Raw genomic sequence first — 22,961 nt, forward strand, 5'->3', positions numbered from 1 at the left:
GCTGACCGGCCGTCGCAGGAAGTGCCGGACGGCGAAGCCCCGCCCATGCGCCACGGGGGACGACGTATGGGCGGGGCCGTTTTCGGGGTCATGCGGGTGTGGACTGCCCACCGTGACTACCCGGGTGGTCGTTCGGCCCGTGCCTTCTCGGCCGGTAGGGCCGATTCTTGGGCGTGTACCGGTACGGGTCCGGTTGATCCGGGTAGACGGTCGCCCACTGGTCGCACCGGAAGCAGAAGCCTTGGCCTGTCTCCGGGTCGAACGCGACGGGCTGATCACACAGCGGACAGTCCACTACTCTCCTACGCGCTCAGGTCGAACTCCCCGCACTTGACGGCGTAGGTGAACTCCGCCCACGCCTCACGGGTCATGGTGACCACCTCACCGGGCCGCTCGCTGTCGCGCAAGGCGACGACGCCGGGGATGTTGGTGGCCACCTGCGGGCACGCCTTGCGCACCGTGTTCTGGCACGCCGCGATGGTGACGAACTCGAATTCGGGACGGGCGGTCATTGCACTGTCCTCTCTCTCGATCTTCCCTTGCGGTCCCCACCCTCTTGGAGTGGGAGTCTCAAATCCCCCAGCGGGAGCGGGCGTTGGCGATCGCCGTCGCGATCCTGAGGCGGGCCATGGTCGGCGAGTCGGGGACGGGCCCCAAGGGCGGCAAGGCGTCCTCCTCGGCGCTGTCCTGGTCGCCTTGGTCAACCGGGTACGGCACTGGTCCGCCCAGGAAACTCGTCCAGTCCGGCGGCAGGTACTCCGGCTCACTCGTCGGCATCGTGCACTACCGGGCATTCGCCGTCCGCGATGTGCTGCGCCCGCCTACGCGCCAAGTTCCGCGCGATCGTGGGGAAATCCTCGGCCGGGTACTGCGCTTGCGCGAAGTCGAAGTACTGGCAGCCGGGGCACTGATCAGCGTTTGGGGCGGGCGTGTCCGGTCTCCGCCGAGCGATCTCACGAAGCGACACGCGCCACCGCCTTGCAGATGAGTTCGTGCGCCAGGCGGCGAAGTTCGATCTCGCGCAGCACCGACTGATCCGGAAGCTGGGGCGACTCCGCGAACGCGTGGTCGATCTTGTCGAAGGATGCGCACACGGCACACCTCGGCCGGCTGTCAGGCGGCGCCACTGGTCACGTCCTCCCACCCCAGCGGGGCGTACTTGAAGGGGTCCGGGGGACGCCGGTCGTCGTCCGCCTTGGCCTCGCGGTAGTCGGCGCGGCAAGCGGCGATCAAGGCCGGGCTGGCGCGCTTGCCGGGCGGTCGCCTGTGTCGATCGGCCTCGTGGTCCTCGCGTGTCATCGTCACCGCTCTCCGACTCCGATTCCGTGGTCCTCCGACTGTCAGCAGGCTGATCGTGCCCCGACCTTGTGAGCCATTGCGACGGCGTGAGGGCGTCACTCCGGAGTCCTGGCAAGACGTCATTTCGGCGTCGTTGGGCGACGTTTGGGCCTATCGTCTAGCCATGACTACGCCGAATGAGACCCTTCGGGCCGTACGCCTCGGGCTCCGTCTCAGTCAGGACGAGTTCGCGAAGCGGCTGCGGGCGGTCGGGGACGACCAAGGGGAGCCGAACGACGCCAGCAAGCGCCTTGTTCAGCGCTGGGAGTCGGGAGAGGTGCGGTATCCCCGCCCGGTGTACGTTCGAGCCCTTGAAGCTGTCACCAAGATTCCCGTTGACCGCCTCGGCTTCGACTCGCCACAGTTGCCGCCAAGGGTCAGCGTGGACGGTACGGGAGGGCACGACGTGACCAGTGATGAACCGGGCATGCCCGTGCAGGCCGCGCCCACTCCTACCGGTGAGGACCACTCGGGGGTATGGGTCAGCCACTACGAGTTCTACAGCAGCAGTCGGGAGAACACGTTCACCGGCCTGCATCATGTCGTGCTGTCCCAGAGCGGGAACCGGATCACGGGGCGATCCCTGCCCGGTGCGTCGTCCAACCCTGACTCGCCACTGTCATTCGATCTCACTGTTGATCGGAACGTCGTGACGGGTTCCTGGGTGGAACAGACCGCGCAGGACGGCTACTACCAGGGGGCGAGGTACCACGGCGCCATTCAGTTGCTGGTCGACCCGACCGGCCGCCGCATGGCCGGCAAGTGGGTTGGCTTCGGCAAGGACTTCGACGTCAACTCCGGGCCGTGGGAACTGCGCCTGCTGGACAAGTCCACGGCGGACGACGTCCTGAGCCGCTACAGCGTGCCGCCGGAGGCGTAGCCCGCCTCACAGTGCAGACGGGGAAGAGTGCTCGCATCTGACCTCACCCGATAAGGGATGGGACGGTGCGGGGACTCTTCTCAGGAGCGCTGGGGACAGCCGTAACGCCCAGCCTTGCTGCCGAGGCGCGACTTCGCCTCCTCCTCCAACTGCTCGGCCTTGTCCCGGAACTTGTCGCCGATACCCATGGCTGTGCCCCATTCGGTTGGATTTCGGGTTCTCCAACCAGGCTTGCGCGCACCTTCTCCGCCTGCACTTCGGGCAAGTTGCCGCAGGGCGTCACGATCGACAGGCCCCGGATCGCCCGACCCGTACGGTGTGAGGTGTAGGAGACTGCTGACCGCAGACAGTCACCGGACCGGCGGCCGCACCCGCGGCCCCGGCGGAGCAGAAGGAGCGGCATGTCCGTCGTCAAGATCAACGTACTGACGGTTCCCGCCGAGCAGCGGGAGGTCCTGGAGCAGCGCTTCGCCTCCCGCGCCGGCGCGGTGGAGAACTCGGACGGCTTCGAGTGGTTCGAGCTCCTCCGCCCCGTCGAGGGCACCGACCAGTACCTCGTCTACACCCGCTGGCGCAGCGAGGAGGACTTCAAGGCGTGGATGGAGGGCCCCATGCAGGCCGCCCACCGCCCCGCCGCCCCGGAGGGCGAGGCCCCCAAGCGCCCCGCCGCCTCCGGCTCCACCCTCTGGTCCTTCGAGGTCGTCCAGTCCGCCGGCCCCAAGGCCTGACGCCTCACCGAGTGACCGACGCGCCCCGGGGCTTCCGAGCCCCGGGGCGCTCTGGGTGGCCCGTCCTGTCGTCGGCGGGTCGGGCGGAGCTTGCGGCGGGCGTGGGAGGGCAGTCGCGTGAGGGCTATCGGTGTTGGGGGCCGTAGAGGGCGGCGGGTGCGCCTGTTGTGAGGGCCCAGTAGCGGTCGCCGTAGGACCAGTGCCACCACTCGGTGGGGTAGTTGACGAGGCCGGCGCGGGTGAGGGTGTGGCTGAGGAGTTGCCGGTTGGTGCGGGCTTCGGGGGAGAGGTCGGCGGCGTCGGTGTAGCACGCTCCGGCGCTTTCCTCCGGGTTGGCGTTGACCCGGGTGCCGAGGTCGAGTTCGTGGCCGTCGGCGTCGGCCAGGGTGAGGTCGACGGCGGCGCCGGCGCTGTGTGGTGCGATCTCGGGCGGGGAGACGTAGCGGCTCGTGGCCGAGCGGAGCTGCGCGGCCGGCCAGTTGGGGTGCGCGGCGCGCAACTCGGCGGTGTACTGGTCGAAGTAGCGGCGCTGGAGGGCCGGCGGGCGGTAGCCCTCGACGAAGAGCAGCCGCAGGCCGTCCGGGAGGTGCGATTGGGCGTCGAGGAGCCGGTCGAGCACGCCGGACCGCAGGTGGGCGAACGCCCCGGTGTCGTCGTGCTTGCGGTCGTCCAGCAGGAGTTCGTGCTCGCGTACGTCCAGGAGGCGGTCGCCGCAGTCCTGGACGGGGACGGCGGCCACCTGCGGGTCGGACATGAGGATGATCTCGGTCAACAGGGTCTCTTGGGGAGGAGGGAGCGGCGGTGCGGGCCCGGCGGCCGGTGCGGTGTCCGCCACCGCCCCGGGCGGCGGGGCGGTGGCGGACGGGTGGTTCAGATGAGGGCGGCCTCGACCAGGTCGGCGGCCCTGGCCGCGCTGCCGCCGGCGCGGACCTCGCGGCTGAGCTCGGCCAGCCGGGCGGTCACCGCCGGATCGCCGGTCAGCTCCAGCACGGCGGAGCGCAGCGCCTCCGGGGTGGCCTGGGGGGTGTCCAGCCGGCGGGCGACGCCGAGTTCGACCAGCCGGTCCGCGTTGTCGAACTGGTCGGCGGCCTGCGGCACCGCGACCATCGGCAGCCCGCAGTACAGGCCCTCGCTGCACCCGCCCATTCCGGCGTGGGTCACGAACGCGTCGGCCTGCTGGAGCACGGCGAACTGCGGCACCCACTGGTGCACTTCGATGTTGGCCGGGATCGTACCCAGTTCGGCCGGGTCGGTTGCCTGGCCGACCTGGAGAACGACGTGCCAGCCGGGCAGGTCGCCGAAGGCCTCCAGGCACGCGCGGTAGAAGTCGGGCTGGTGGGTGAAGGTGGAGCCGAGCGAGACCAGCAGCACCTTCTGCGCCCCCTCCGGACGGGTCCAACCGCCCTGGTGCTCGCGGGCGCCGAGGCAGGGCCCGGCGAAGGAGAAGATCTGGGGATCGACCAGCTCGATCTCGGGCTGGAGCACCCGCGGGATGAGCGCCAGCCCGCGATCCGGGCGCAGCATGTACCCGAACGGTTCGCCCGCCGGCACGCCGTTGTCGGCGAGCCACTGCGCGAACCGCTCCGGGATCTTCTCCGCCTCCAAGGCCTCCCGCGCCATCTCGAAGCGCGCCAGGTGGGAGTCCTCCCGGATGATCATGGACGGTGAGATCAGCATGGACGGCACGCCCCAGCCGTCGGCCAGCGCCCGGCCCGCGTACGCCATGAAGTCGTACAGGACGAGGTCGGGCCGGTCGTCGTGGAAGGCCTCGCGCAGTCGCGGCAGCATCGCCTGCGCCTCCTCGAAGATCATGGTGTGCACGCCGGCCCCGATGTTGGGGTCGACCCCGCCCTTGGCGATCGGCAGGGTTGTGTCGTGGGGCACGAGTTGGGCGCCGGTGGATTCGATCTGCCCGGCGAACGACGGGTCGTTGACATAGCTGACCCGGTGGCCGCGGGCGACCAGCTCCCGCATCACCTCCAGGCTGGGGTTGACGTGGCCGTGTGCCGGGATGTTCACCATGGCGATGTGTGCTGGTCGGGACATGTCGGGCCCTCTCCTCGTATGTCGCTAGGCGTCCTGCGTTCGGCTGGCTGACTTGTCGTCAACTCGCCTTTCAGAACAGTACGTAACCTTGGCAGTCGTTGCGGTGACGAGGGGTGGGGTTCGGCCGAAGATCGGCCGGTGTGGAGGATCACATGGAGGTTCGCATGGAAGGTCGCGAGACGGGTCGGTCGGGGTGAGGTGGGCGGAGGGCCGGCGCCTGCGGAGCCTCGACGTGCGGGCCGTGTGGACGAACGGGAAGGGCCCGCTCGTCCTGACCGCGAAGGCCGGGCAGACGCTGCGCGACCTCGCGGATGGTGTGTGACGGCGTGGCGTGGAGCCGCCGCCTCGCAGGTCGGCTGGATCTCGGGATCCAGGGCCGGTTGCGAAGGTGTGGGCCGGCGCTGGTTGTTAGGGTCCGGGCATGGCGCGTTTGAAGATCGAGATAGCTGTCCCGGAGAGTCATGTCGAGAAGGTGATCGATGCTCTCCAGGCGGCCGGCGCGGGGCGGGTCGGCGACTATGCCCGGTGCGCCAGCACCTGGCGGGTCACGGGGACATGGAGGCCCTTGCCTGGTTCTCGGCCCTACGACGGTGAAGTGGGCGAAGTGCGGCAGGGCGAGGAGAGCAGGGTCGAATCCGTCTGCGATGCCGAGCAGGCCGAGGCTGTGCTGCGAGCAGTGCGCGCGGCTCATCCGTATGAGGAACCGGTCATCCACTTCCTGCCTTTGTACGAGCCGGGCGTCGAACGATGACCGAGCTGGTCATGGCCACTCGTCGATGGCTGTGACCGGCGCGGTCGCTTCGTAGCGGACGGCGGGTTTGCCGTGTCGAGTCGCGATGGCTCGGTGCCTCTTGAAAGGTGTTGCCGCAGAGGCCCCTGGTTTACGCGTGCGACGCTCCGTGCTCAAGGTAGGCGGTCTCGCCCTGTGTTCGGGCGGCGTATGCGGCGTGGACTCGGCGGGCGAGCCGGGGGATGAGGAGCGCGTCGAGTTGGTCGACGTGGTGAAAGGAGTGCTCGCCGATCTCGACCTGGTCGACGGTGATGCGGTCGAGTTCGGCGGTCGGAAGAACCCCTCCGTCGAAGACGAAGAGGAGCTTGTCGCCCTCGGCGGGGTGGGGTGCCCAGTCGGCGACGAGCAGGCGGCCGATCGGCGGGGTGATGCCGAGTTCTTCCTTGACCTCCCGGGCCGCTCCCTCGCTGGGGGTCTCGCCCGCGTGCAGGTAGCCGCCTGGGATCTCCCAACCGGGCTTGTAGGTCGGCTTCACGAGGAGGATGCGGTTCTCCTCGTCGAAGAACAGCACACCGGCGGCGGTGCGCGGCTGGGCCAGGGCTTCGTGCGGGGAGTCGGTCACGGCGAGACTGTAGTCGCCGCGACGGAATCCCCTGGGCGGCTGGATGCGAGGCGTGCCCAATTCCCTTCTCCGGCTGCCTTGATCGACCCGGCGGCCCTACGCTGGTGGCATGGCTGTGGATCCCGCTCTGCCCGTTGGCCGGCGCTGCGCGGGCCCGGCCGGGCGGGTGCCGCGCGCTTCAGCTGTCTCAGCTCCGGCCTGTGCGCCCCGGGGCTTGGTCCCGGGGTGCACGTTGTCAGTTCTGCTCTGTGACCGGGGCCAGTACGGGGCGAAGCAGGTCGAGGACGTGGGTCCAGTTGTACTTGTCGCGGCCTCCGCCGAATTTCGGCTTGTGGGGGATGTAGTCGCCGATCAGGACGCCCATCGAGCGGAGTCGTTCCAGGCTCTCGCTGTACGCAGGGTGGGCTGCTTGGGCCGAGTTGACGTAGGGCTGAACGGCAGTGGGGATGCCGAGCCCGTACGCCTCGCAGAGAATGCCGAGCGCAAGGGTGTCGGATATCCCGGCGGCCCATTTGTTGATGGTGTTGAACGTGGCGGGCGCTACGGCGATGGCGTCCGCCGGGGGAAGGGGCTGGGGAATTGCGGGAGTGCGCCAAGCCGAGCGGATCGGGTAGCCGGTCTGGCGCTCGACGGCTTCCGGGTCGATGAACCCGAGCCCATGGGGGGTGGCGATGACGCCGACCTTCCAGCCTTCGGCCTGGGCGGCGCTGATCAAGGTGCCGACGTCGTCCGCGATGCCCGAGGCGCAGACGACGACGTAGAGGAACGGCTCGCGTTGGTCGGTCAAGTCTGGACTCCCAATTCCTGGCAGAAGCAGCGAAGTTCCGGGACAGCGCCGACGGATGTCTTCCGGCGCACAGCTCTTCGCGATTCTGGGCGCCCCGCATCCCACGGCCAGTCTGCCGTGTCGGCTGTACGCCCGTGCGGACTCCACCCAGAGTGCGACCCGTCGCTCTGGACCGGGGATGCGTCGGTGCAGGAGGGGCCACCCCGCCCTCCGGAGGCCTGGATTCGGAGCGTGCTCAATTCTTTTCTCTGGCTGCCCGAGGAGACCCGGCGGCCCTACGCTGGTGGCATGGCTGTGGATCCCGCTCTGCCCGTTGGCCGGCGCATCCAGTACTACCGGGAGCGTGCAGGGAAGTCTCGTCCGGTGTTGGCCGCGCTGCTGGGGCGGTCGCCGAGTTGGCTGAAGCAGGTGGAGAACGGGGCGTTGCTGCCGCCGCGCCTGCCGATGCTCGTGCGTATCGCTCAGCACTTGGGGGTTGATGATCTCTCGTTGTTGACGGGCGACGGCAGCATGCCCAGGGCGCTGTACTCAGGCGTGGAACACGCGGCGCTGGACTCCGTCCGGCGGGCGGTTGACGGTGCGCAGCTCGGGTCGGCCGGTGGGCCGGTGCCCAACCTCGACCACATCGAGGTCCAGCTGGCGAACGCCTGGCGGACCAGGATGACCAGAGGCGACCACCGGACCGCCTTGGCGGAGTTGCTGCCGGCGCTCGTGTCGGCGGCCTCCCTGGCAGCTGCGCATCAGGACTGCGCCGATCGGCGTCGGGCGGAGGTGATGTACGCCGGCGCACTGAACCTGACGCAGATGTATGCGGCCTTCCAAGGGGACGGCAACCTGGTCTGGCGGGTCGCCGAACGGGCGCTGGCCACCGCACGGGCATCGGACGACCGGCGGGCGATCGCGCAGGCGTGCTGGTTCCTGGTGGAGGCGTTCCGGAAGTCCGGCCAGTGGGACAGCGCCCAGTCACTGACCGAGGGAGCTCTTCGCCTGCTCGACCCCGTCCGCGGGGATTCGCCGGAACTGGCCTCGGCGTGGGCGGACATGGCCTTCCATGCGGCCATCACCCATGCGGTCGCCGGTGAGGCCGGTGAGGCCTGGGGCTGGATCGACCGTGCGGCAGCCGTTGCCGAGCGCCTTCCCGCAGGCTTCTGGAGCGCCCCGACGTCGGGCTCCCGTCAGGCGGTCGGGTTGCACTCGGTCACTGTGGCGGTCGAGCTTCGCCAGACCGGTACCGCGCTTCGGTGGGCCCGACGGTTGCCGGTGGCCGAGGTCACGGCGATTCCGCGCCGTGGTCGCCATCTGATCGAGGTCGCGCGGGCACACGTCCTTCGCGGGGAATCGGCGTCCGTGGTGGAACTGCTCACGGACGCCGTTGCGGTCGCGCCCGAGACGGCCCGGTGGAACGAGGAGGCGCGGGCCATGGTCCGAGGGTTGATTGATGGCCGTTCGCCGGTCCAGGAGGCCGGGCGTCGACTCGCCGAGTCGATCGGGATGGCCGCATAGCGGGCTGCCGGAGTTGGTGGCAGAAACCCTACCCCTTCGCACAGTGACGAACCCGTAGCGTTGAGTGACGTTTCGGGTTCGGTGCGTAAGGGAGTGTGCGAATGGCGCAGGACGGAATCGCCGCCGCGAGGGCGGCCAGGCTGTCGCGGCAGGAGGTGCGGGAGCTGGATCCGGCCGCCACGTACGGGTACGGCATCCGCTGGGACCCGGCGGCGCGTTGCTACCGCGTACGTGACGAACAGGGCGGCGAGTGGTTGCGGGACGGCGACGGAACCATTCGGGCCTTCGTACGGTTCGAGGCCGCGAACGGCGAGTGGCTGCGGCTGCGGCGTGAGCACCTGGAAGCGCGCGTACATGAGGCGAACTGGGCGTCCCGGTGGAACTGATGGGGGCGGGGCGCGATACCGCTTCGGGGCCGGTCGGCGACTGTGCGCAATGCGCCGAACTGGCCGTTCGGGAGGCGGAGTCCGCGGCCCGGTTCGACTACTCCGGTGCCGTTGAGTTTGTCGACGTCGTCTGGTCGATGGCCCGCGTGCAGGGCCGCAGCCCCGCCGGAGAACGATGCTGCGATCACGTGCACAGGCCCGGGGCGACCCGCGATCTCTGCCAGGTGCTCGGATGCCGCCCGGATGTCGTTGGCGATGGCGGCGATCGTGATGTCGGAGAAGCGCCCGGCGCTCGCGCCGTGGGCCCGCAGATCGAAGCGCAGGCAGGTGATGCCGGCGGCCGCGAGGCCGGCCGCCAAGCGGTCGAAGAACCCGCCCTCTTCGCGGGTGACGCCAGCTCCGTGGGTGAGAACGGCGAGTGCCGCTAGGGAGTTGGGGAGGAAGTGACCGTGCCGAACAGTTCCGTGCCGTCCAGTGACCGGAACGTGGTTTCGTAGTCAGCCATGAGTCGAACGTAGCAACTCGCCCATGATGTGGGGCGTGTTCCGGGCTTGTGGGCCTGGGGCGCGCTGGGGGGGGTGCGCTTGCGCCGCCCGTTTGGGTGATGTGGTAGGGAGTTTGACGCTCGGTTAGCGCATTACGGTGATCATTGGGTCGGCGCGGGCGTTCGGAGGGACGGCCTGTGCGCGGCAAAAGTGAGCCCCGGCGGTGCGCTAACACCCCGGGGAATGGCACTAGGAGTAAAGGGCTCCCGAATGCACATTCATCGTATCCCGAAGCACTCGCCCGGGTACACGATCCTCGACAACGGCCACGTCGTCCGGAAGCACTCGCTGAGTTGGGCGGCGCGTGGGCTGCTCAGCTACCTGCTCAGCCTGCCGGACGGTGCGCGGGAGGACATCCGGACGCTGGCGGCGAAGAGCGTCGAGGGCCGGGCGACGGTGGCGCGGGCGCTCCGTGAGCTGGAGGCGGCCGGGCATTACGTGCGGCGGACGCAGCGGGATCCGGTGACGGGGCAGGTGCGGACGATCGTCTCGGTGCACGAAGTGCCGGTGACGGGCAAGGCGGTTCACGCCGTGCCGCCGCTTCCCGTGTCCCCGGCCGCCGGTGGGCCCGGAGCTGGGGTGGCGGGCGCCGGGAAGGCGGGAAGCCCTTCCGGAAAGGTGATGGGGAAGGAAGCGGAAGTTCCCTCCGTCCGTCCGTCCGGGAAGTTGACGGCGGGCATGGCGCTGCTGCTCGAACTCGGGCGCAGGGAGCCCAGGATGGCGCTGGCGGGCAAGCCGCTGTGCGATCAGGCCGCGCGGGTGGAGGGGCTGCTCGCGGGCGGGTGGAGCGGGGAGGCGCTGGCGGGGATCCTGGCCGCGCCCTTGCCGGAGAGGGTCACGCACAGCGTGGGGGCGGTGCTGGCGGGGAGGTTGGCGAAGGTGCCGCCCGTTCCGTTGACCCCGCAGGGCGGCGGCGGGTCGGGGCCGCGTCGGCATGAGTGCCCCGGGCGGGACGGCTTGTGCGGGCGGCCCGTCGCGGGTGTCGGGCAGGTCTGCGGGGAGTGTCGGGCTCCGAGGGTGTCGCGGGCCTTGCCGTAGTCGACCCCGGGGTGGGGAGACGGAGTTCACCTGCTCGGCGGCCGGGAGTCCGGCGGCCGGAACGTCACCGGCGCGTCGAAGGCGGCCCGGCGGGTGGCGCGGCGCAGGGCGCGCAGGACGGCGGTGCCGAGGGTGAGGCAGAGGACGACGGTGAGGGCGGCGCGGGGGAGGTCCCAGCCCAGCGACGTGGTGAGGCAGTAGGCGGCGAAGCGGACCAGGTTGGCGGGCAGCGGGTCGCCGGGGACGAAGGAGATGGAGCCGGAGAGCCCGGCGATGTACGGCCAGCCCTGGAGGTTCATGATCGTGCCGTAGAGGACGGAGGCCAGCGCGCCGTAGCCCGCGAGCAGCCAGAGCTCGCGCCGGCCGCGCAGGCGCGCGGAGCCCGGGAGGAGGCCGGCGCCGAGGCAGACCCAGCCCATGGCGAGCATCTGGAACGGCAGCCAGGGCCCGACGCCGCCGGTGAGCAGCGCGGACGCGAACATCGACAGCGAACCGAGGACGAAGCCGAAGCCCGGCCCGAGCACCCGGCCGGACAGCACCATGAGGAAGAACATGGGCTCCAACCCCGCCGTGCCCGCGCCGAGCGGCCGTAGTGCCGCGCCCGCCGCCGCCAGCACCCCGAGCAGGGCCACGGACTTGGCGTCCAGGCCGGGCGCGCCGCCGCCCGCCGTGCGGCCTTCGGAGATCTGGGCGATGACGACGGCGAGGAGCAGCGGCAGCAGGAGGGCGAACAGCCAGGGGGCGTCGGTGGCGTGGCCGACCAGGGCGGACTTGGTGGAGGCGAGCAGCGGCCAGCCGAAGGCCGCCACGCCGACGAGGGAAGTCAGGAGCAGGGCCGTCACCGAGCGGCGGCCGAGCGGAACGGGGCGACCAGCAGGAACACCGGAAGGAGCGGGGCGGCTCATGCGCTCAGCGCCTCCGCGACCTGGCGGACGGTGAGCCACGGGCCGGGTGCCAGCACCTTGGCGACCTGCGGGGCGAACGCGGGGGAGGAGACGACGACGTCGGCCGTCGGGCCGTCGGCGACGATCTCGCCCTCGGCCAGGATCGCCGTGCGGTGGGCGAGTTCGGCGGCGAGTTCGACGTCGTGGGTGGCGAGCAGGACGGCGTGGCCTTCCGCCGCGAGGTCGCGCAGGATCTCCACCAGCCGGGCCTTGGCGGCGTAGTCGAGGCCGCGGGTCGGCTCGTCGAGCAGCAGCAGCGGGGGCCGGGCGGTGAGTACGACGGCGAGCGCGAGGGTGAGCCGCTGGCCTTCGGAGAGGTCGCGCGGGTGGGCGGTGTCGGCGATGCCGGGCAGCAGCCGTTCGACCAGGGCGCGGCAGGTGCCGGGGGTGGCGTCCGCGTCGGTGTCGGCGGCGGCGCATTCGGCGGTGACGCTCTCGCCGTAGAGGAGGTCGCGCGGGTCCTGCGGGACGAGGCCGACCTGGCGGATCAGTTCGGCCGGGCGGGTGCGGTGCGGGGTGCGTCCGCCGACCGTCACCCGGCCGGAGGCGGGGGCGTGCAGGCCGACCAGGCTGCCCAGCAGGGTGGACTTGCCGGCGCCGTTGCGGCCCATCAGAGCGGTGATCTCGCCTGGGTGCAGCGCCAGGTCGACGCCGCGCAGGGCCTGGACGGGGCCGCGCCGGACGGCGAGGCGTTCGGCGGCGGCGATCGGGGCGTCGGTCGAAACGGTTGGAACAGGGGCCGCGCCCGGGTGCAGACCGTCCAGCCGGGAGCGGAGCCCGGCGGCCTTGCGGCGGGCGTCGCGGACGGACAGCGGCAGCGGCCGCCAGCCGGCGAGCCGCCCGAGGCCGACCACCGGCGGGTGCACCGGGGAGTGCGCCATCACCTCGGCGGGCTCGCCGAGGACGGGCGGGGCGCCCGGGGTGAGCAGCAGCACCTGGTCGGCGTACTGGACGACGCGCTCCAGCCGGTGCTCGGCCATCAGCACGGTGGTGCCGAGGTCGTGCACCAGCCGCTGGAGGACGGCCAGCACCTCCTCGGCGGCGCCCGGGTCCAGCGCCGAGGTGGGCTCGTCGAGGACCAGGACGCGCGGGTGCACGGTGAGCACCGAGCCGATCGCGACGCGCTGCTGCTGGCCGCCGGAGAGGGAGGTGAGGGCGCGGTCGCGAAGGTCGGCGAGGCCGAGCAGGTCGAGGGTCTCCTCGACCCGGCGCCGCATCACGTCGGCGGGCAGGCCCAGGGACTCCATGCCGTAGGCGAGTTCGTCCTCGACGGTGTCGGTGACGAAGTGCGCCAGCGGGTCCTGGCCCACCGTGCCGACCAGGTCGGCGAGTTCGCGCGGCCGGTGCTCGCGGGTGTCCCGGCCGCCGACCGTGACCCGGCCGTGCAGGGTGCCGCCGGTGAAGTGCGGGACGAGCCCGCTCACCGCGCCCAGCAGGGTGGACTTGCCGGAGCCCGACGGGCCCACCAGCAGGCAGAGTTCGCCTTCGGGGACGGTCAGGTCGACGTCCGCGACGGCGGGGGCGGCGGCGTCCGCGTACCGGACGGAGACCTGCTCGAAGGTGATCACGAAGCCCTCCGGGGTGGGGTCGGGGCGGCGAACGCCGGTACCAGGCCGAGCAGTACGGCCAGCACGGCGGCCAGCGGCAGCGCGGGGACGGTCGGCGGGACGACGGTGGGCGCGAAGGCGGCCGGGTCGCGCGTGGACAGGTAGATGGTCAACCCGGCGACGGCGGCGCCCGATCCGGCGGTCAGCCACTCGGGCAGTGCCCAAGGGTCGGGCCGGTAGCGTGTCCTGACGGATCGTCGGCTGCCGAGTAGCAGTCCGGCGAAGGCGGCGGCCAGGCCCAGCAGCAGCACCGGCGGCGCCCAGCCCGCGCCGCCCGCGGTCAGCAGCCCGTACGCGGCCAGGCAGATCCCGAGCAGGCCGGCCAGGGTGAGCGCGGCCGTCGCCCGGGCGAGTCGGCGCGGGACGTCCGCGGTGCGGCCGAAGCCGCGGGTGTCCATCGCCGCGGCCAGCGCCACCGAACGCTCCAACGCGCCCTCCAGGACGGGCAGTCCGACGCTCAGCACGGCGGCGATCCCCCGGTCGGTGCGGCCGCGCAGGCGGCGGGCCGCCCGCAGCCGGCGGACGTCCGCGACCAGGTTCGGCGCGAAGGTCATCGCCACCACCACCGCCACGCCCGCCTCGTACAGCGCGCCGGGCAGGGCGCGCAGCAGTCGGGCCGGGCTGGCCAGCGCGTTCGCGGCGCCCACGCAGGCGAGCAGGGTGGCCAGGCGCAGCCCGTCGTACAGCGCCGCGAGCAGTCCCTCCACGGTCACCCGGCCGCCGATCCGCACTCCCTGCGCCCAGGTGGGAAGCGGCACTTCGGGCAGTGTGAACAGCACGTGCGTGCCCGGAATCGGCGAGCCGAGCAGTACCGCGAACACCAGCCGGATGCCCAGCACCAGCAGGCCCAGTCGCAGGAACGCGCCGTACGAACGCGACCAGGGCGCGTCGCCTCGCCGGGCCGCGACCACGTACCCGGCGACGGCGGCGAGCAGCAGCAGGATCACCGGATTGGTGGTGCGGGTCGCCGCCGCGCCCAGCCCGAGCGCCCACAACCACCAGGCCCCGGGGTGCAGTTGCCGGGGTCCGGTGGGCGGTCGGGTGGTGCGGGCGGTGCTCATGGGTCAGTCCAGGTGAAGGGGTCCGGAGGGGTGCGGGAGGGGGGAAGAAGGGCTCGGGAGGCGTCAGGAGGTGCGGCGGCGGCGCGCCTGCCAGACGGCACCGCCGGCCAGCACGGCGATCAGCGCGCCACCGGCGATCAGGCCGACGTCCGGGCCGGAGTCCGAGCCGCCGCCGTCGCCGGACGGGTCGGCCGGCTTGGCCGCCGACCCGAGCTGGTCGGCGCACCCGGCCTTCGGGAAGCCCGCGATGGCGCAGAGCAGGCCGTTGGCGTCGTAGCGCAGCGGCGGGGCGACGGCGGCCAGCACCTCGGCCGAGGTGGCGTTCGAGACGACGCTGGCGCACGCGCTCCGCTGCTCGGGCGGCGCCTCGCCCGAACCGGAACCGGAACCGGAACCGGAACCGGAACCGGAAGCCGAGCCCGAGCCCGAAGCCGAGCCGGAGCCGGAGTCGGTGGCGGTGCCGAAGTCCAGCACGACCGCGACCCGCTTGCGGCCCGCCTGCGCGGGCGTGTCCGCACAGACGGCGGCGAAGTCGCCCGCCGTCCGGGGCCGTGCCGCATCCTGCCCGCCGTCCGGACTCACCGCGAACCGCCACCCGTCCACGGCCCCGTCCGGCGGCACGGCGACGGCCGGCCCCTGCTGCTGGTACAGCCACCCGTCGCCGCCGGCACGCCAGAACGACCAGTACCGGTATCCCGTCGTCGCCTCCGCCGGCGCCCCGGCGGAGGCGACCAGCAGGAGCACCGCACCGAGCACCGCACCGAGCCGCGAGCCGAGCCGCGAGCCGAGAGCGCGGCGGCCACGGCGGCGGCCCGGGCGGGCCCGGCGCGCGGGGCGGGGTGTCACAGGCTCTGGCCGCGCTTGCGCTGGAGGCTGAGGAGGAGGCCGCCGCCGAGGCCGACGAGGAGGCCGACGATGATCAGCCAGTACTGGCCGATGCCGTCGTCCTTCTTGGGCGCCGCCGCCGTCGGGGCAGGGCCGGCGGTGGCCTTGAGGGCCGGGCCGAGGGCGGTGAGCTCGGCGGTCAGCGGGGCGGTGTCGCGCTGGGCGGCCTGGGTGACGAGCAGGAGGCTGGCGGTGGCGGCGGCGTCGGTGCCGCCCTTGGTCCAGCCGGCGCCCTCCTTGGCGAGCCAGTCGACGGCGCCGGCGGCCTGCTGGGGGTGGCCGCTCTGGATGAGGCCGAGGGCGGCCCAGGCGGTGGCGTTGTAGTCGGGGGTGGGGGCGGCGCCGGGGGTGGTGAGGGTGAGGTGGTTGTCGCCCGCGGCGAGCTGGGCGGTGAGGTACGCCCCGGCGGCCTCGCCGGAGTCGGCGTGCGCGACCGGAGCAGCCGCGGTGGAGGTGGCGGCGGAGTCGCAGCCGAGGGCCTTGGGCGCGGCGTCGGTGCGGGCGGTGGTGGCGACCGGGAGGTGGCCGCCGGCGGCGGCGAGCGAGGCCTGGGCGCTGGCGAGGGCGTTGGGGGCGAGCGCACCGGAGGACGGGTCGGGCTGGTAGGCGAAGGCGCCGCGCTGGTCGGCGGGGGCGGCGCAGCCGAGCTGGAAGAGGGCGAGCCCGTCGAAGGCGTTCTTGCCCGCCTTGGCGACTCCGGCCGGGTCGGTCTTCGCGGCGAAGAGGGCGTTCACGGCGAGGCCGGTGGAGTTGGCGTCGCCGGGGCTGCCGGGGTTGTAGGGCCAGCTGCCGTCGGCGTTCTGGGTGGCCTTGAGCCACTGGACGCCCTTGTCGACGGCTTCCTGGTGCCCGCCGAGGGCGACGAGGGCCTGGACGGCGACGGCGGTGGCGTTGCTGTCCTCGGTCTTGGGGTCGCAGGCGGCGCCGGCGGCCCGGAAGGAGGGCCAGCCGCCGTCCTCGCACTGCTGTCCGGTGAGCCAGCCGACGGCGGAGTCGGCCGGGGTGGCCTTGGCCGCCGCGAGCGCGGTGAGCGCGAGGGACTGCCGCCAGACGCCGTCGTACGTCGGGTCGCCCTTGCCGTAGAGGCCGTCGGGGACGGCGGCGGCGGTGGGCGCGGGGCTGTCGGCGAGGGCCGGTCCGGCGGTGGCGCCGGCGAGGAGCGCGGCGGACAGGGCGGCGGCGCCCAGACGGGCGGCGGTGAGCATGGTGGAGGTGTGCCTTTCGGTGAGCGGTGGTGGCCCGGCGGGGCCGTTCCGTAGTCCTCGACGGTGCCGGGCGGTGCGCGTGGCGGGCCCGGGCTGGCCGCTCGCCCCTCCACGGGCGGTCCGACTCGCCCGGGCCGTCACGGGGGCCGGGCTCACGGTTGCGGGGTCAGCGCCGGATTCGCACCGGCTTCCCCCGGGGGAGGGACGGGATGAAGTTGTGCTGTCCGTCGACTTTAACCGCCGGGGGCGGCCGGCCCCTCCCGCCCGGGCAGGAACAGGTTCCAGTCAGGGCAGGGTGAGCAGCCGGGCCGCGGTGTGCAGGTCGGCCCGGACCTCGGCGATCGAGGCGCGGCCGGAGAGCCAGGCGACCAGGGCGGAGTGCCAGGTGTGCTCGATCACCCGGACGGCCGCGCGCTGGCTCTCGCTGGGTGGCCCGGACTGGCCGATGGCGTCCAGGATGAGCTGGCCGGTGGCGGTGCTGACCTGGTCCACCTCGGCGCCGACGGAGCGGTCCGCGAAGGACAGGGCCCGGACCATCGCCTCGGCGAGCAGCGGCTCGCGCTGGAGCGCGTGGAAGGCGCGGGTGAGTGTGTCGGCGACCCGCGGGGCCGGTTCGGGGTCGGTCGGCGGGTGGCGCCGGATGTGCTCCTGGAGGCCCTGCAACTGCTCCAGCATGACCGCGACCAGCAGGTGCACCTTGGAGGGGAAGTACCGGTAGAGCGTGCCGAGGGCGACCTGCGCGGTCTCCGCGACCTCCCGCATCTGGACCGCCTCGTACCCGCCCCGGGCGGCCAGGGCGGTGGCGGCCCGCAGGATCCGGCGCCGGCGTTCGGCCTGGCGGGCGGTCAGCGGCGGCTCGCCCGGCTGCGCGGGGGGCGGGGTGGTGGGGCTCGTGGAGGTGGTCGGCGGCGGCAAGGAGTGCTCCCGGGGCGCGTGGGTGGCGGCGTGCTCCACAAGGTCGGCAGGGTCGGCGTGGCGGGAATCACCAGCCCTGGCTCCTGAGGGAAAGCTACGGGCCGGTATCTTCGAGGTCTCTCATTGTTCACATGGTCGATGACGAGTTCCACAGCCACTGAAACCTGATCTACTTTAGCGACCGGCGGCAGCGCCGTCGCCAACGCAGAGACAGCAGCAGCACAGGAATAGCAGCTAGAGATGAGGGCCCGAGGATGACCGCGCAGCCGCTGCGGATTGCCCTGCTGTCGTACCGCGGGGACCCCTTCTGCGGCGGTCAGGGCGTGTACGTGCGCCACCTCTCCCGTGAGCTGGCCAGGCTCGGCCACCACGTGGACGTGATCGGTGCCCAGCCGTACCCGGTGCTGGACGAGGTCGACGGCCCCGGTTCGGTGCGCCTGGTCGAGTTGCCCAGCCTGGACCTCTACCGCGCCGAGGACCCGTTCCGCACGCCCGCCCGCGGCGAGTTCCGCAGCCCGGTGGACGTGCTGGAGTTCGCCACCATGCGCACCGGCGGCTTCCCCGAGCCGTTGACCTTCTCGCTGCGCGCCCGCCAGTACCTGGCCCGGCACAAGGGCCGCTACGACGTGGTGCACGACAACCAGACGCTCGGCTACGGCCTGCTCGGCCTGGCCCGGCACGGTTTCCCGCTGGTCACCACGATCCATCACCCGATCACCGTGGACCGGCAGTTGGAGCTGGACGCGGCCACCACCCGGGTCAAGCGGCTGTCGCTGCGCCGCTGGTACGCCTTCACCCGGATGCAGCGCCGGGTCGCCGCCCGGCTGGACCACGTGATCACCGTCTCCGGCACCTCGCAGCGCGAGATCGCCGAGCACCTGGGCGCCGCGCCGGGCGCGATCTCGGTGGTGCCGATCGGCGCCGACACCCGGCTCTGGTCGCCCTCCGAGGAGATCGCCCGCGTCCCCGGACGGATCGTCACCACCTCCAGCGCGGACGTCCCGCTCAAGGGCCTGGTGTTCCTGGTGGAGGCGCTGGCGAAGGTGCGCACCGAGCGCCCCGCGCACCTGGTGGTGGTCGGCAAGCCGCAGAAGGAGGACGGCCCGGTGGCGGAGGCGGTGCGCCGCTTCGGGCTGGCGGACCACATCGAGTTCCGCAGCGGTCTGACCGACCAGGAGCTGGTCGACCTCTACCGCTCGGCCGAGGTGGCCTGCGTGCCGTCGCTGTACGAGGGCTTCTCGCTGCCCGCCGCCGAGGCGATGGCCACCGGCACCCCGCTGGTCGCCACCACCGGCGGCGCGATCCCCGAGGTGGCCGGGCCGGACGGGGAGACCTGCCTGGCCGTGCCGCCGGGGGAGCCGGACCGGCTGGCGGCGGCGCTCGGCCGGCTGCTGGACGACCCGCGGCTGCGCGCCCGGCTCGGCGCGGCCGGCCGGGAGCGGGTGCTGGCCCGGTTCACCTGGGCGCGGGCCGCCGAGCTGACCGCCGACGCCTACCGGGCGGCGATCGCCACCGGCGCCGGCGCCCGGGCCCGCTCCGGGCCGGGCTGGCGGTACGTGCCCTGAGTCGCTCCGGCCGCCCTGCGCGGCGCCCGCCCGGCGGCCCCGGCCGCCCGGTGCGGAGCGGTAGCGGATCGAACTGACGCGGCGTCAAGTCCGCTTGGTAGCAAAAGGAATGGGAGCCCTGCAGTGCTGACCGTCGATTTCTCGCGCTTCCCGCTCGCCCCCGGCGACCGGGTGCTCGACCTGGGCTGCGGCGGGGGCCGGCACGCGTTCGAGTGCTACCGCCGCGGCGCCAACGTGATCGCCCTCGACCAGAACGCCGAGGAGATCGCCGAGGTCCAGAAGTGGTTCGCCGCGATGGAGCAGGCCGGCGAGGCCCCGGAGGGCGCGTCGGCGGTCGCGATGGAGGGCAACGCGCTGGCGCTGCCGTTCGAGGACGACTACTTCGACAAGATCATCATCTCCGAGGTGATGGAGCACATACCGGACGACAAGGGCGTGCTCAACGAGATGTTCCGGGTGCTCAAGCCGGGCGGGCTGCTCGCCGTCACCGTGCCGCGCTGGCTGCCCGAGAAGATCTGCTGGACGCTGTCCGACGAGTACCACGAGGTCGAGGGCGGCCACATCCGGATCTACCGGGGCGACGAACTGCTCGGCAAGCTCAAGGACGCCGGCCTGGAGCCCTACGGCACCCACCACGCGCACGCGCTGCACTCGCCGTACTGGTGGATCAAGTGCGCGGTCGGCGTGAACAACGACAAGGCGCTGCCGGTCAAGGCCTACCACCAGCTGCTGGTCTGGGACATCGTCGGCACCCCGGTGATCAGCACCCTCACCAAGGCCGCCGAACGGGCGCTCAACCCGGTCATCGGCAAGAGCTTCGTCGCCTACGCGTCCAAGCCGCGGCGGACCGAGCCCGGGCGCGTGGACGCATGACCGCCGCCGTCCCCGAGGCACTGCTGCTCGACGGGGTGCTCGACGCCGAGCAGGCCGCCGGCACCGTCCGCAGCATCCTGGCCGAACAGCTTCCCGACGGCGCCATACCCTGGTTCGCCGGCCACCACCTCGACCCGTGGGACCACACCGAGGCCGCCATGGCCCTCGACACCGCCGGCGAGCACGCCGCCGCCGAGGCCGCCTACCGCTGGCTCGCCGCCACCCAGAACCCGGACGGCTCCTGGTACGCCGCCTACACCGACGGCGCCGTCACCGACCGGGCCAAGGAGACCAACTTCTGCGCCTACGTGGCCGTCGGCGTCTGGCACCACCACCTCAGCGCCGGCGACGACGCCTTCCTGGAGTGGATCTGGCCCGTCGTCCGGCGCGCGCTGGACTTCATCGTCGGCCAGCGGCTGCCCGGCGGCCCGATCGCCTGGCGCCTCGACGAGGACGGCACCGCCACCGACGAGGCGCTGCTCACCGGCTCGTCCAGCATGCTGCACGCGCTGCGCTGCGGGCTGGCCATCGCCGAGTACCTGGAGGAGCCGCAGCCCGACTGGGAGCTCGCCGCCGGCCGGCTGGGGCACGCCATCACCCACCACCCCGAGCGGTTCCTCGACAAGGGCCGCTACTCGATGGACTGGTACTACCCGGTGCTCGGCACCGGACTGCGCGGCGACGCGGCGCTGGAACGGATCGACCGGGACTGGGACCGCTTCGTCGTCCCCGGCCTCGGCGTGCGCTGCGTCAGCGACCGCCCGTGGGTGACCGGCGGCGAGAGCGCCGAACTCGCCCTCGCGCTCTGGGCGATCGGCCGCTCCGACCGCGCCGTGGAGATCCTGCGCTGGATCCAGAAGCACCTGCGGCACGAGGACGGCTCCTACTGGACCGGGTACGTCTTCGAGGACGACGCCGTCTGGCCGGAGGAGCGCACCACCTGGACGGCCGGCGCGCTGCTGCTCGCGGTCGCCGCGCTCGGTGGCGACCCGGCGACGGTCGCGGTCTTCGGCGGGGAGCAGTTGCCCGCCGGGCTGGTGGTCCAGGACTGCTGCTGAGGCCCGTAGCCGTGGCCGATGCCGGTGCGAACGGCTGAGGCCCGCACGACGGTTGAGGCTCGTACGGGCAACGCGAAGGGGTGGGACCGGAGAGATCCGGTCCCACCCCTTCGTCGTACCGGCGGGGGCGTCAGCCGCGCTGGATGCCCGAGGTGTCGGCCAGCAGGCCGACGGTGCCGTCCTGAAGCTGGGCGACCAGCGCGCTGCCGCGCTGCTCGACCGCCAGGTACCAGGTGCCGGGCACCAGCTCGCCGACGGGGGCGCCCGCCGGGTTGTCCTTCGACGCCAGCGAGCGCGGGGCCGGGACGGCGAACCAGAACGGTGCGAAGTCGGCCGCCGGGGCGGCCGGGGTCGGCTGCGGCTGCGCGGCCGGGACCGGCTGCGGGGCGGCGGCCGCGTCCTGCGGCTGGCCGGCCTGCACCGGCTGCGGCTGGCCGGCCGCCGGGTAGCCGTAGCCACCGGGCTGGGCGCCGTACGCCGGGGCCTGGTTCGGGTCCTGGCCCGGGGCCGGGTAGCCGTACTGGCCGGGCTGCACCGGCTGGCCCGGGGCCGGGTAGCCGCCCTGGTAGGGGACGGCCGCCGGACGGTCGGCGACCAGCGGGGCCTTCAGCGCGGGCACCAGCGGCGCGGCCGCGGCCGCACCGGCCAGCACGATCAGCGCGATGAGGCCGAGCCAGGCGCCGAAGCCGTGCCCGAAGCTGCCGCCGGACGGGCCGCCGCCCAGCGACCACAGCGCCGTCCACAGCGCGACGACGGCGAAGGCGATGCCCCACTGGTCCAGCCGCAGGCCGAGCACCTGGCGCCCGGCCGCGGCCTCGCCCTGGAAGCGGTGCAGCAGGATCAGCACCGCGGCGGCGATGCCGAGCAGGTAGATCGACGGCAGGATGGGGAACAGCTGGGTGCTCCACGCGTTCTGCGATGTGTCGCCGCAGTACCGGCCGGTGCAGTCCACCGTCCAGTAGGGCAGGAAGGAGGCGATGAAGAGCAGGACGGCCGCGCCGGCGACGGCGGCGTCTCCCCTGGTGAGAGCGCGCAGATTCACTAACGTTCCCCTCGTTGACGTGTCGTGGACGGCGGTTCGTGCGGTCGGGCTGACCGGCCGAAACTCCCGAACGGACCAGAAGCCTAGGCCCAACCGCACCGCCGGTGCACGGCGGGACCGGGAATGGGGCGAAGTCGTTGCCAAAGGCGCGACCCGGGCGGCGCGCACGCCGTCGGCCGCCCCGGCCCAACTTCCTTACCGGGTGGTCAGATACGCCGTCAGCGCGTCGGCGATCCCCTGGGCCGCCCGCTGCCGCCACTGAGGATCCGTCATCCGTTTGGCGTCCACCGGGTTGCGCATGTTACCGCACTCGATGAACACCTTCGGCACCGTGGACAGGTTCAGGCCCCCCAGGTCGGAGCGGGTGTCCAGGCCGTCGCTCGCGGTGTAGTCCGCGTACGGCTCGCCCGTCGCGGCGCGGAAGCGCTCGCGCAGCAGCAGGCCGAGCCGGCGCGACGGCTCGACGATCGCCGAGTTGTCCGCCTTCCCGGCCGCCACCTTCGCCGGGAGGATCACGTGGAACCCGCTGCCGCCCGCCGGACCGCCGTCCCCGTGCACCGACAGGGCCACGTCGGCGTGCGCGTCGGCGCCGGCCCGGGCGCGCTCGTCGATGCAGGGGCCCCACGGACGGTCGCCGTCCTGCGCCAGCACCACCGTCGCGCCGCGGGCGGCCAGGATGGCGCGGGCCCGGTGGGAGACGTCCAGGGTGTACTCGGCCTCGGTGTAGCCGGAGTTGGTCTCGGTGCCGGTGGTGTCGCACTGCTTGCGGGAGTTGCCGATGTCGACCAGGCGGTTGATCTCGGCGGTGTGCGCGGAGTTGCCGGGGTTGTGGCCGGGGTCGAGCAGGATGGTGCGGCCGGTGAGCGCGGTGGGGGAGACCGGGGTGTCCGACGGGGCGGGTGTGTTCGACGGGGCGGGCGTCGTCGGGGTGGTCGGGGGTACCGGGGTCGTCGGCGTCTGGGCCGGGGTTCCCGGTGCGGTGGTTCCCGGTGTGGCGGTTCCCGGGGTGGTGGTGCCCGGTGTGGCGGTTCCGGCCGGGGAGGTGGCCGGCGCGGCGGTGCCGCCCACCGCCGCGGAGTGGCCGAGGGACTGCCAGCCCAGCCAGCCCGCCAGGCAGAGCGGAACGGCCGCGCCCACCGCCGTGGTGGCGCGCAGCAGGGTGGAACGGCGGGGCGGTCGGGAGTTCGGGCCGGTCACGGGTGG

24 protein-coding genes, 1 pseudogene and 1 riboswitch are annotated in these 22,961 nt (G+C 72.9%); of the genes and pseudogenes, 8 read left to right on the top strand and 17 right to left on the bottom strand.

The window, feature by feature from the left end:
* Positions 1-302: 302 nt before the first annotated feature.
* From ACIP37_RS08060 to ACIP37_RS08075, 4 genes are all read right to left on the bottom strand, one after another.
* Entirely contained in the window at positions 303-512 is a 210-nt protein-coding gene (locus ACIP37_RS08060) for a DUF397 domain-containing protein (protein WP_400805518.1), read from the bottom strand.
* Between the two features lie 58 nt (positions 513-570).
* A complete protein-coding gene (locus ACIP37_RS08065; RefSeq protein WP_363580780.1) occupies positions 571-777 on the bottom strand; it encodes a hypothetical protein in 207 nt (68 codons plus the stop codon).
* A gap of 176 nt (positions 778-953) precedes the next feature.
* Positions 954-1,094: a hypothetical protein gene (locus tag ACIP37_RS08070; RefSeq protein ID WP_363580782.1), complete on the bottom strand. Its 141-nt coding sequence runs from the start codon at positions 1,092-1,094 to the stop codon at positions 954-956.
* 19 nt (positions 1,095-1,113) lie between these two features.
* Complete coding sequence (locus ACIP37_RS08075; RefSeq protein WP_400805519.1) at positions 1,114-1,305, bottom strand: hypothetical protein; 192 nt, start codon at positions 1,303-1,305, stop codon at positions 1,114-1,116.
* A gap of 157 nt (positions 1,306-1,462) precedes the next feature.
* Here ACIP37_RS08075 and ACIP37_RS08080 point away from each other — a divergent pair, with 157 nt between their 5' ends.
* Positions 1,463-2,218 (top strand): helix-turn-helix domain-containing protein, encoded by a 756-nt coding sequence (locus ACIP37_RS08080; RefSeq protein ID WP_400805520.1) that lies wholly within the window; start codon positions 1,463-1,465, stop codon positions 2,216-2,218.
* 401 nt (positions 2,219-2,619) lie between these two features.
* Positions 2,620-2,946 (top strand): antibiotic biosynthesis monooxygenase, encoded by a 327-nt coding sequence (locus ACIP37_RS08085; protein ID WP_363580788.1) that lies wholly within the window; start codon positions 2,620-2,622, stop codon positions 2,944-2,946.
* Positions 2,947-3,070: 124 nt separating this feature from the next.
* Here the strand turns inward: ACIP37_RS08085 and ACIP37_RS08090 are convergent, their stop codons facing one another.
* Positions 3,071-3,718 (bottom strand): M15 family metallopeptidase, encoded by a 648-nt coding sequence (locus ACIP37_RS08090; RefSeq protein WP_400805522.1) that lies wholly within the window; start codon positions 3,716-3,718, stop codon positions 3,071-3,073.
* 98 nt (positions 3,719-3,816) lie between these two features.
* Positions 3,817-4,992: a macrolide family glycosyltransferase gene (locus ACIP37_RS08095; protein WP_363580792.1), complete on the bottom strand. Its 1,176-nt coding sequence runs from the start codon at positions 4,990-4,992 to the stop codon at positions 3,817-3,819.
* A gap of 421 nt (positions 4,993-5,413) precedes the next feature.
* Here ACIP37_RS08095 and ACIP37_RS08100 point away from each other — a divergent pair, with 421 nt between their 5' ends.
* Positions 5,414-5,743 carry a hypothetical protein gene (locus ACIP37_RS08100; RefSeq protein WP_400805524.1) on the top strand — a complete coding sequence of 110 codons (330 nt, stop codon included), beginning with the start codon at positions 5,414-5,416 and terminating at the stop codon, positions 5,741-5,743.
* A 130-nt stretch (positions 5,744-5,873) separates the two neighbouring features.
* Here ACIP37_RS08100 and ACIP37_RS08105 read toward each other — a convergent pair whose 3' ends face one another.
* The gene (locus tag ACIP37_RS08105; RefSeq protein ID WP_400805526.1) at positions 5,874-6,344 is read right to left on the bottom strand and encodes an NUDIX domain-containing protein; all 471 of its coding nucleotides are present in this window, start codon (positions 6,342-6,344) and stop codon (positions 5,874-5,876) included.
* A gap of 235 nt (positions 6,345-6,579) precedes the next feature.
* Positions 6,580-7,131 (bottom strand): flavoprotein, encoded by a 552-nt coding sequence (locus tag ACIP37_RS08110; protein ID WP_400805528.1) that lies wholly within the window; start codon positions 7,129-7,131, stop codon positions 6,580-6,582.
* A gap of 288 nt (positions 7,132-7,419) precedes the next feature.
* Here ACIP37_RS08110 and ACIP37_RS08115 point away from each other — a divergent pair, with 288 nt between their 5' ends.
* On the top strand, positions 7,420-8,634 hold the full coding sequence (locus tag ACIP37_RS08115) for a helix-turn-helix domain-containing protein (RefSeq protein WP_400805530.1): 1,215 nt from the start codon (positions 7,420-7,422) through the stop codon (positions 8,632-8,634).
* 220 nt (positions 8,635-8,854) lie between these two features.
* On the opposite strand, the pseudogene ACIP37_RS08120 reads toward ACIP37_RS08115, so the two are convergent.
* Positions 8,855-9,382: pseudogene (locus ACIP37_RS08120) on the bottom strand (alpha/beta fold hydrolase); the annotation flags it as partial.
* 393 nt (positions 9,383-9,775) lie between these two features.
* Here ACIP37_RS08120 and ACIP37_RS08125 point away from each other — a divergent pair.
* Positions 9,776-10,603 (top strand): helix-turn-helix domain-containing protein, encoded by an 828-nt coding sequence (locus ACIP37_RS08125; protein WP_400805532.1) that lies wholly within the window; start codon positions 9,776-9,778, stop codon positions 10,601-10,603.
* Between the two features lie 26 nt (positions 10,604-10,629).
* Here the strand turns inward: ACIP37_RS08125 and ACIP37_RS08130 are convergent, their stop codons facing one another.
* From ACIP37_RS08130 to ACIP37_RS08155, 6 genes are all read right to left on the bottom strand, one after another.
* The gene (locus tag ACIP37_RS08130) at positions 10,630-11,508 is read right to left on the bottom strand and encodes an ECF transporter S component (RefSeq protein WP_400333464.1); all 879 of its coding nucleotides are present in this window, start codon (positions 11,506-11,508) and stop codon (positions 10,630-10,632) included.
* Positions 11,505-13,115, bottom strand: coding sequence for an ABC transporter ATP-binding protein (locus ACIP37_RS08135; protein WP_400805535.1), 1,611 nt, complete (start codon positions 13,113-13,115; stop codon positions 11,505-11,507). The genes ACIP37_RS08130 and ACIP37_RS08135 overlap by 4 nt, the downstream gene beginning before the upstream one ends.
* Positions 13,112-14,215 (bottom strand): CbiQ family ECF transporter T component, encoded by a 1,104-nt coding sequence (locus ACIP37_RS08140; protein ID WP_363580808.1) that lies wholly within the window; start codon positions 14,213-14,215, stop codon positions 13,112-13,114. The genes ACIP37_RS08135 and ACIP37_RS08140 overlap by 4 nt, the downstream gene beginning before the upstream one ends.
* 63 nt (positions 14,216-14,278) lie before the next feature.
* Positions 14,279-14,971, bottom strand: a complete 693-nt coding sequence (locus ACIP37_RS08145; RefSeq protein ID WP_400805537.1) for an SCO2322 family protein — start codon at positions 14,969-14,971, stop codon at positions 14,279-14,281.
* An 86-nt stretch (positions 14,972-15,057) separates the two neighbouring features.
* Entirely contained in the window at positions 15,058-16,305 is a 1,248-nt protein-coding gene (locus tag ACIP37_RS08150) for a prenyltransferase/squalene oxidase repeat-containing protein (RefSeq protein ID WP_400805538.1), read from the bottom strand.
* A gap of 117 nt (positions 16,306-16,422) precedes the next feature.
* Positions 16,423-16,498: riboswitch (cobalamin riboswitch) on the bottom strand.
* Between the two features lie 92 nt (positions 16,499-16,590).
* Entirely contained in the window at positions 16,591-17,220 is a 630-nt protein-coding gene (locus ACIP37_RS08155; protein ID WP_063351068.1) for a TetR family transcriptional regulator, read from the bottom strand.
* Between the two features lie 254 nt (positions 17,221-17,474).
* Between ACIP37_RS08155 and ACIP37_RS08160 the strand changes: the two genes are divergently transcribed.
* The 3 genes from ACIP37_RS08160 to ACIP37_RS08170 all read left to right on the top strand — a co-directional run bounded on the left by ACIP37_RS08160 (position 17,475) and on the right by ACIP37_RS08170 (position 20,716).
* Positions 17,475-18,785, top strand: coding sequence for a glycosyltransferase family 4 protein (locus tag ACIP37_RS08160; RefSeq protein WP_079135554.1), 1,311 nt, complete (start codon positions 17,475-17,477; stop codon positions 18,783-18,785).
* Positions 18,786-18,908: 123 nt separating this feature from the next.
* On the top strand, positions 18,909-19,658 hold the full coding sequence (locus ACIP37_RS08165) for a methyltransferase domain-containing protein (protein WP_363372252.1): 750 nt from the start codon (positions 18,909-18,911) through the stop codon (positions 19,656-19,658).
* Positions 19,655-20,716: a prenyltransferase gene (locus tag ACIP37_RS08170; RefSeq protein ID WP_350885009.1), complete on the top strand. Its 1,062-nt coding sequence runs from the start codon at positions 19,655-19,657 to the stop codon at positions 20,714-20,716. Before ACIP37_RS08165 ends, ACIP37_RS08170 begins: the two co-directional genes overlap by 4 nt.
* A gap of 130 nt (positions 20,717-20,846) precedes the next feature.
* On the opposite strand, the gene ACIP37_RS08175 is transcribed toward ACIP37_RS08170, so the two are convergent.
* On the bottom strand, positions 20,847-21,758 hold the full coding sequence (locus tag ACIP37_RS08175) for a hypothetical protein (protein WP_363580813.1): 912 nt from the start codon (positions 21,756-21,758) through the stop codon (positions 20,847-20,849).
* Positions 21,759-21,953: 195 nt separating this feature from the next.
* A complete protein-coding gene (locus ACIP37_RS08180; protein WP_400805541.1) occupies positions 21,954-22,955 on the bottom strand; it encodes an N-acetylmuramoyl-L-alanine amidase in 1,002 nt (333 codons plus the stop codon).
* Positions 22,956-22,961 lie beyond the last annotated feature (6 nt).

Source organism: Kitasatospora sp. NPDC088861 (assembly GCF_044750105.1).
Lineage (GTDB): Bacteria > Actinomycetota > Actinomycetes > Streptomycetales > Streptomycetaceae > Kitasatospora.

What these genes read in the sequence shown, in the direction of transcription:
- ACIP37_RS08065 (WP_363580780.1), bottom strand. Translation starts at nt 777, where the DNA reads ATGCCGACGAGTGAGCCGGAGTACCTGCCGCCGGACTGGACGAGTTTC.
- ACIP37_RS08095 (WP_363580792.1), bottom strand. Translation starts at nt 4,992, where the DNA reads ATGTCCCGACCAGCACACATCGCCATGGTGAACATCCCGGCACACGGC.
- ACIP37_RS08150 (WP_400805538.1), bottom strand. Translation starts at nt 16,305, where the DNA reads ATGCTCACCGCCGCCCGTCTGGGCGCCGCCGCCCTGTCCGCCGCGCTC.
- ACIP37_RS08125 (WP_400805532.1), top strand. Translation starts at nt 9,776, where the DNA reads ATGCACATTCATCGTATCCCGAAGCACTCGCCCGGGTACACGATCCTC.
- ACIP37_RS08085 (WP_363580788.1), top strand. Translation starts at nt 2,620, where the DNA reads ATGTCCGTCGTCAAGATCAACGTACTGACGGTTCCCGCCGAGCAGCGG.
- ACIP37_RS08160 (WP_079135554.1), top strand. Translation starts at nt 17,475, where the DNA reads ATGACCGCGCAGCCGCTGCGGATTGCCCTGCTGTCGTACCGCGGGGAC.
- ACIP37_RS08140 (WP_363580808.1), bottom strand. Translation starts at nt 14,215, where the DNA reads ATGAGCACCGCCCGCACCACCCGACCGCCCACCGGACCCCGGCAACTG.
- ACIP37_RS08130 (WP_400333464.1), bottom strand. Translation starts at nt 11,508, where the DNA reads ATGAGCCGCCCCGCTCCTTCCGGTGTTCCTGCTGGTCGCCCCGTTCCG.
- ACIP37_RS08170 (WP_350885009.1), top strand. Translation starts at nt 19,655, where the DNA reads ATGACCGCCGCCGTCCCCGAGGCACTGCTGCTCGACGGGGTGCTCGAC.
- ACIP37_RS08060 (WP_400805518.1), bottom strand. Translation starts at nt 512, where the DNA reads ATGACCGCCCGTCCCGAATTCGAGTTCGTCACCATCGCGGCGTGCCAG.
- ACIP37_RS08115 (WP_400805530.1), top strand. Translation starts at nt 7,420, where the DNA reads ATGGCTGTGGATCCCGCTCTGCCCGTTGGCCGGCGCATCCAGTACTAC.
- ACIP37_RS08100 (WP_400805524.1), top strand. Translation starts at nt 5,414, where the DNA reads ATGGCGCGTTTGAAGATCGAGATAGCTGTCCCGGAGAGTCATGTCGAG.
- ACIP37_RS08080 (WP_400805520.1), top strand. Translation starts at nt 1,463, where the DNA reads ATGACTACGCCGAATGAGACCCTTCGGGCCGTACGCCTCGGGCTCCGT.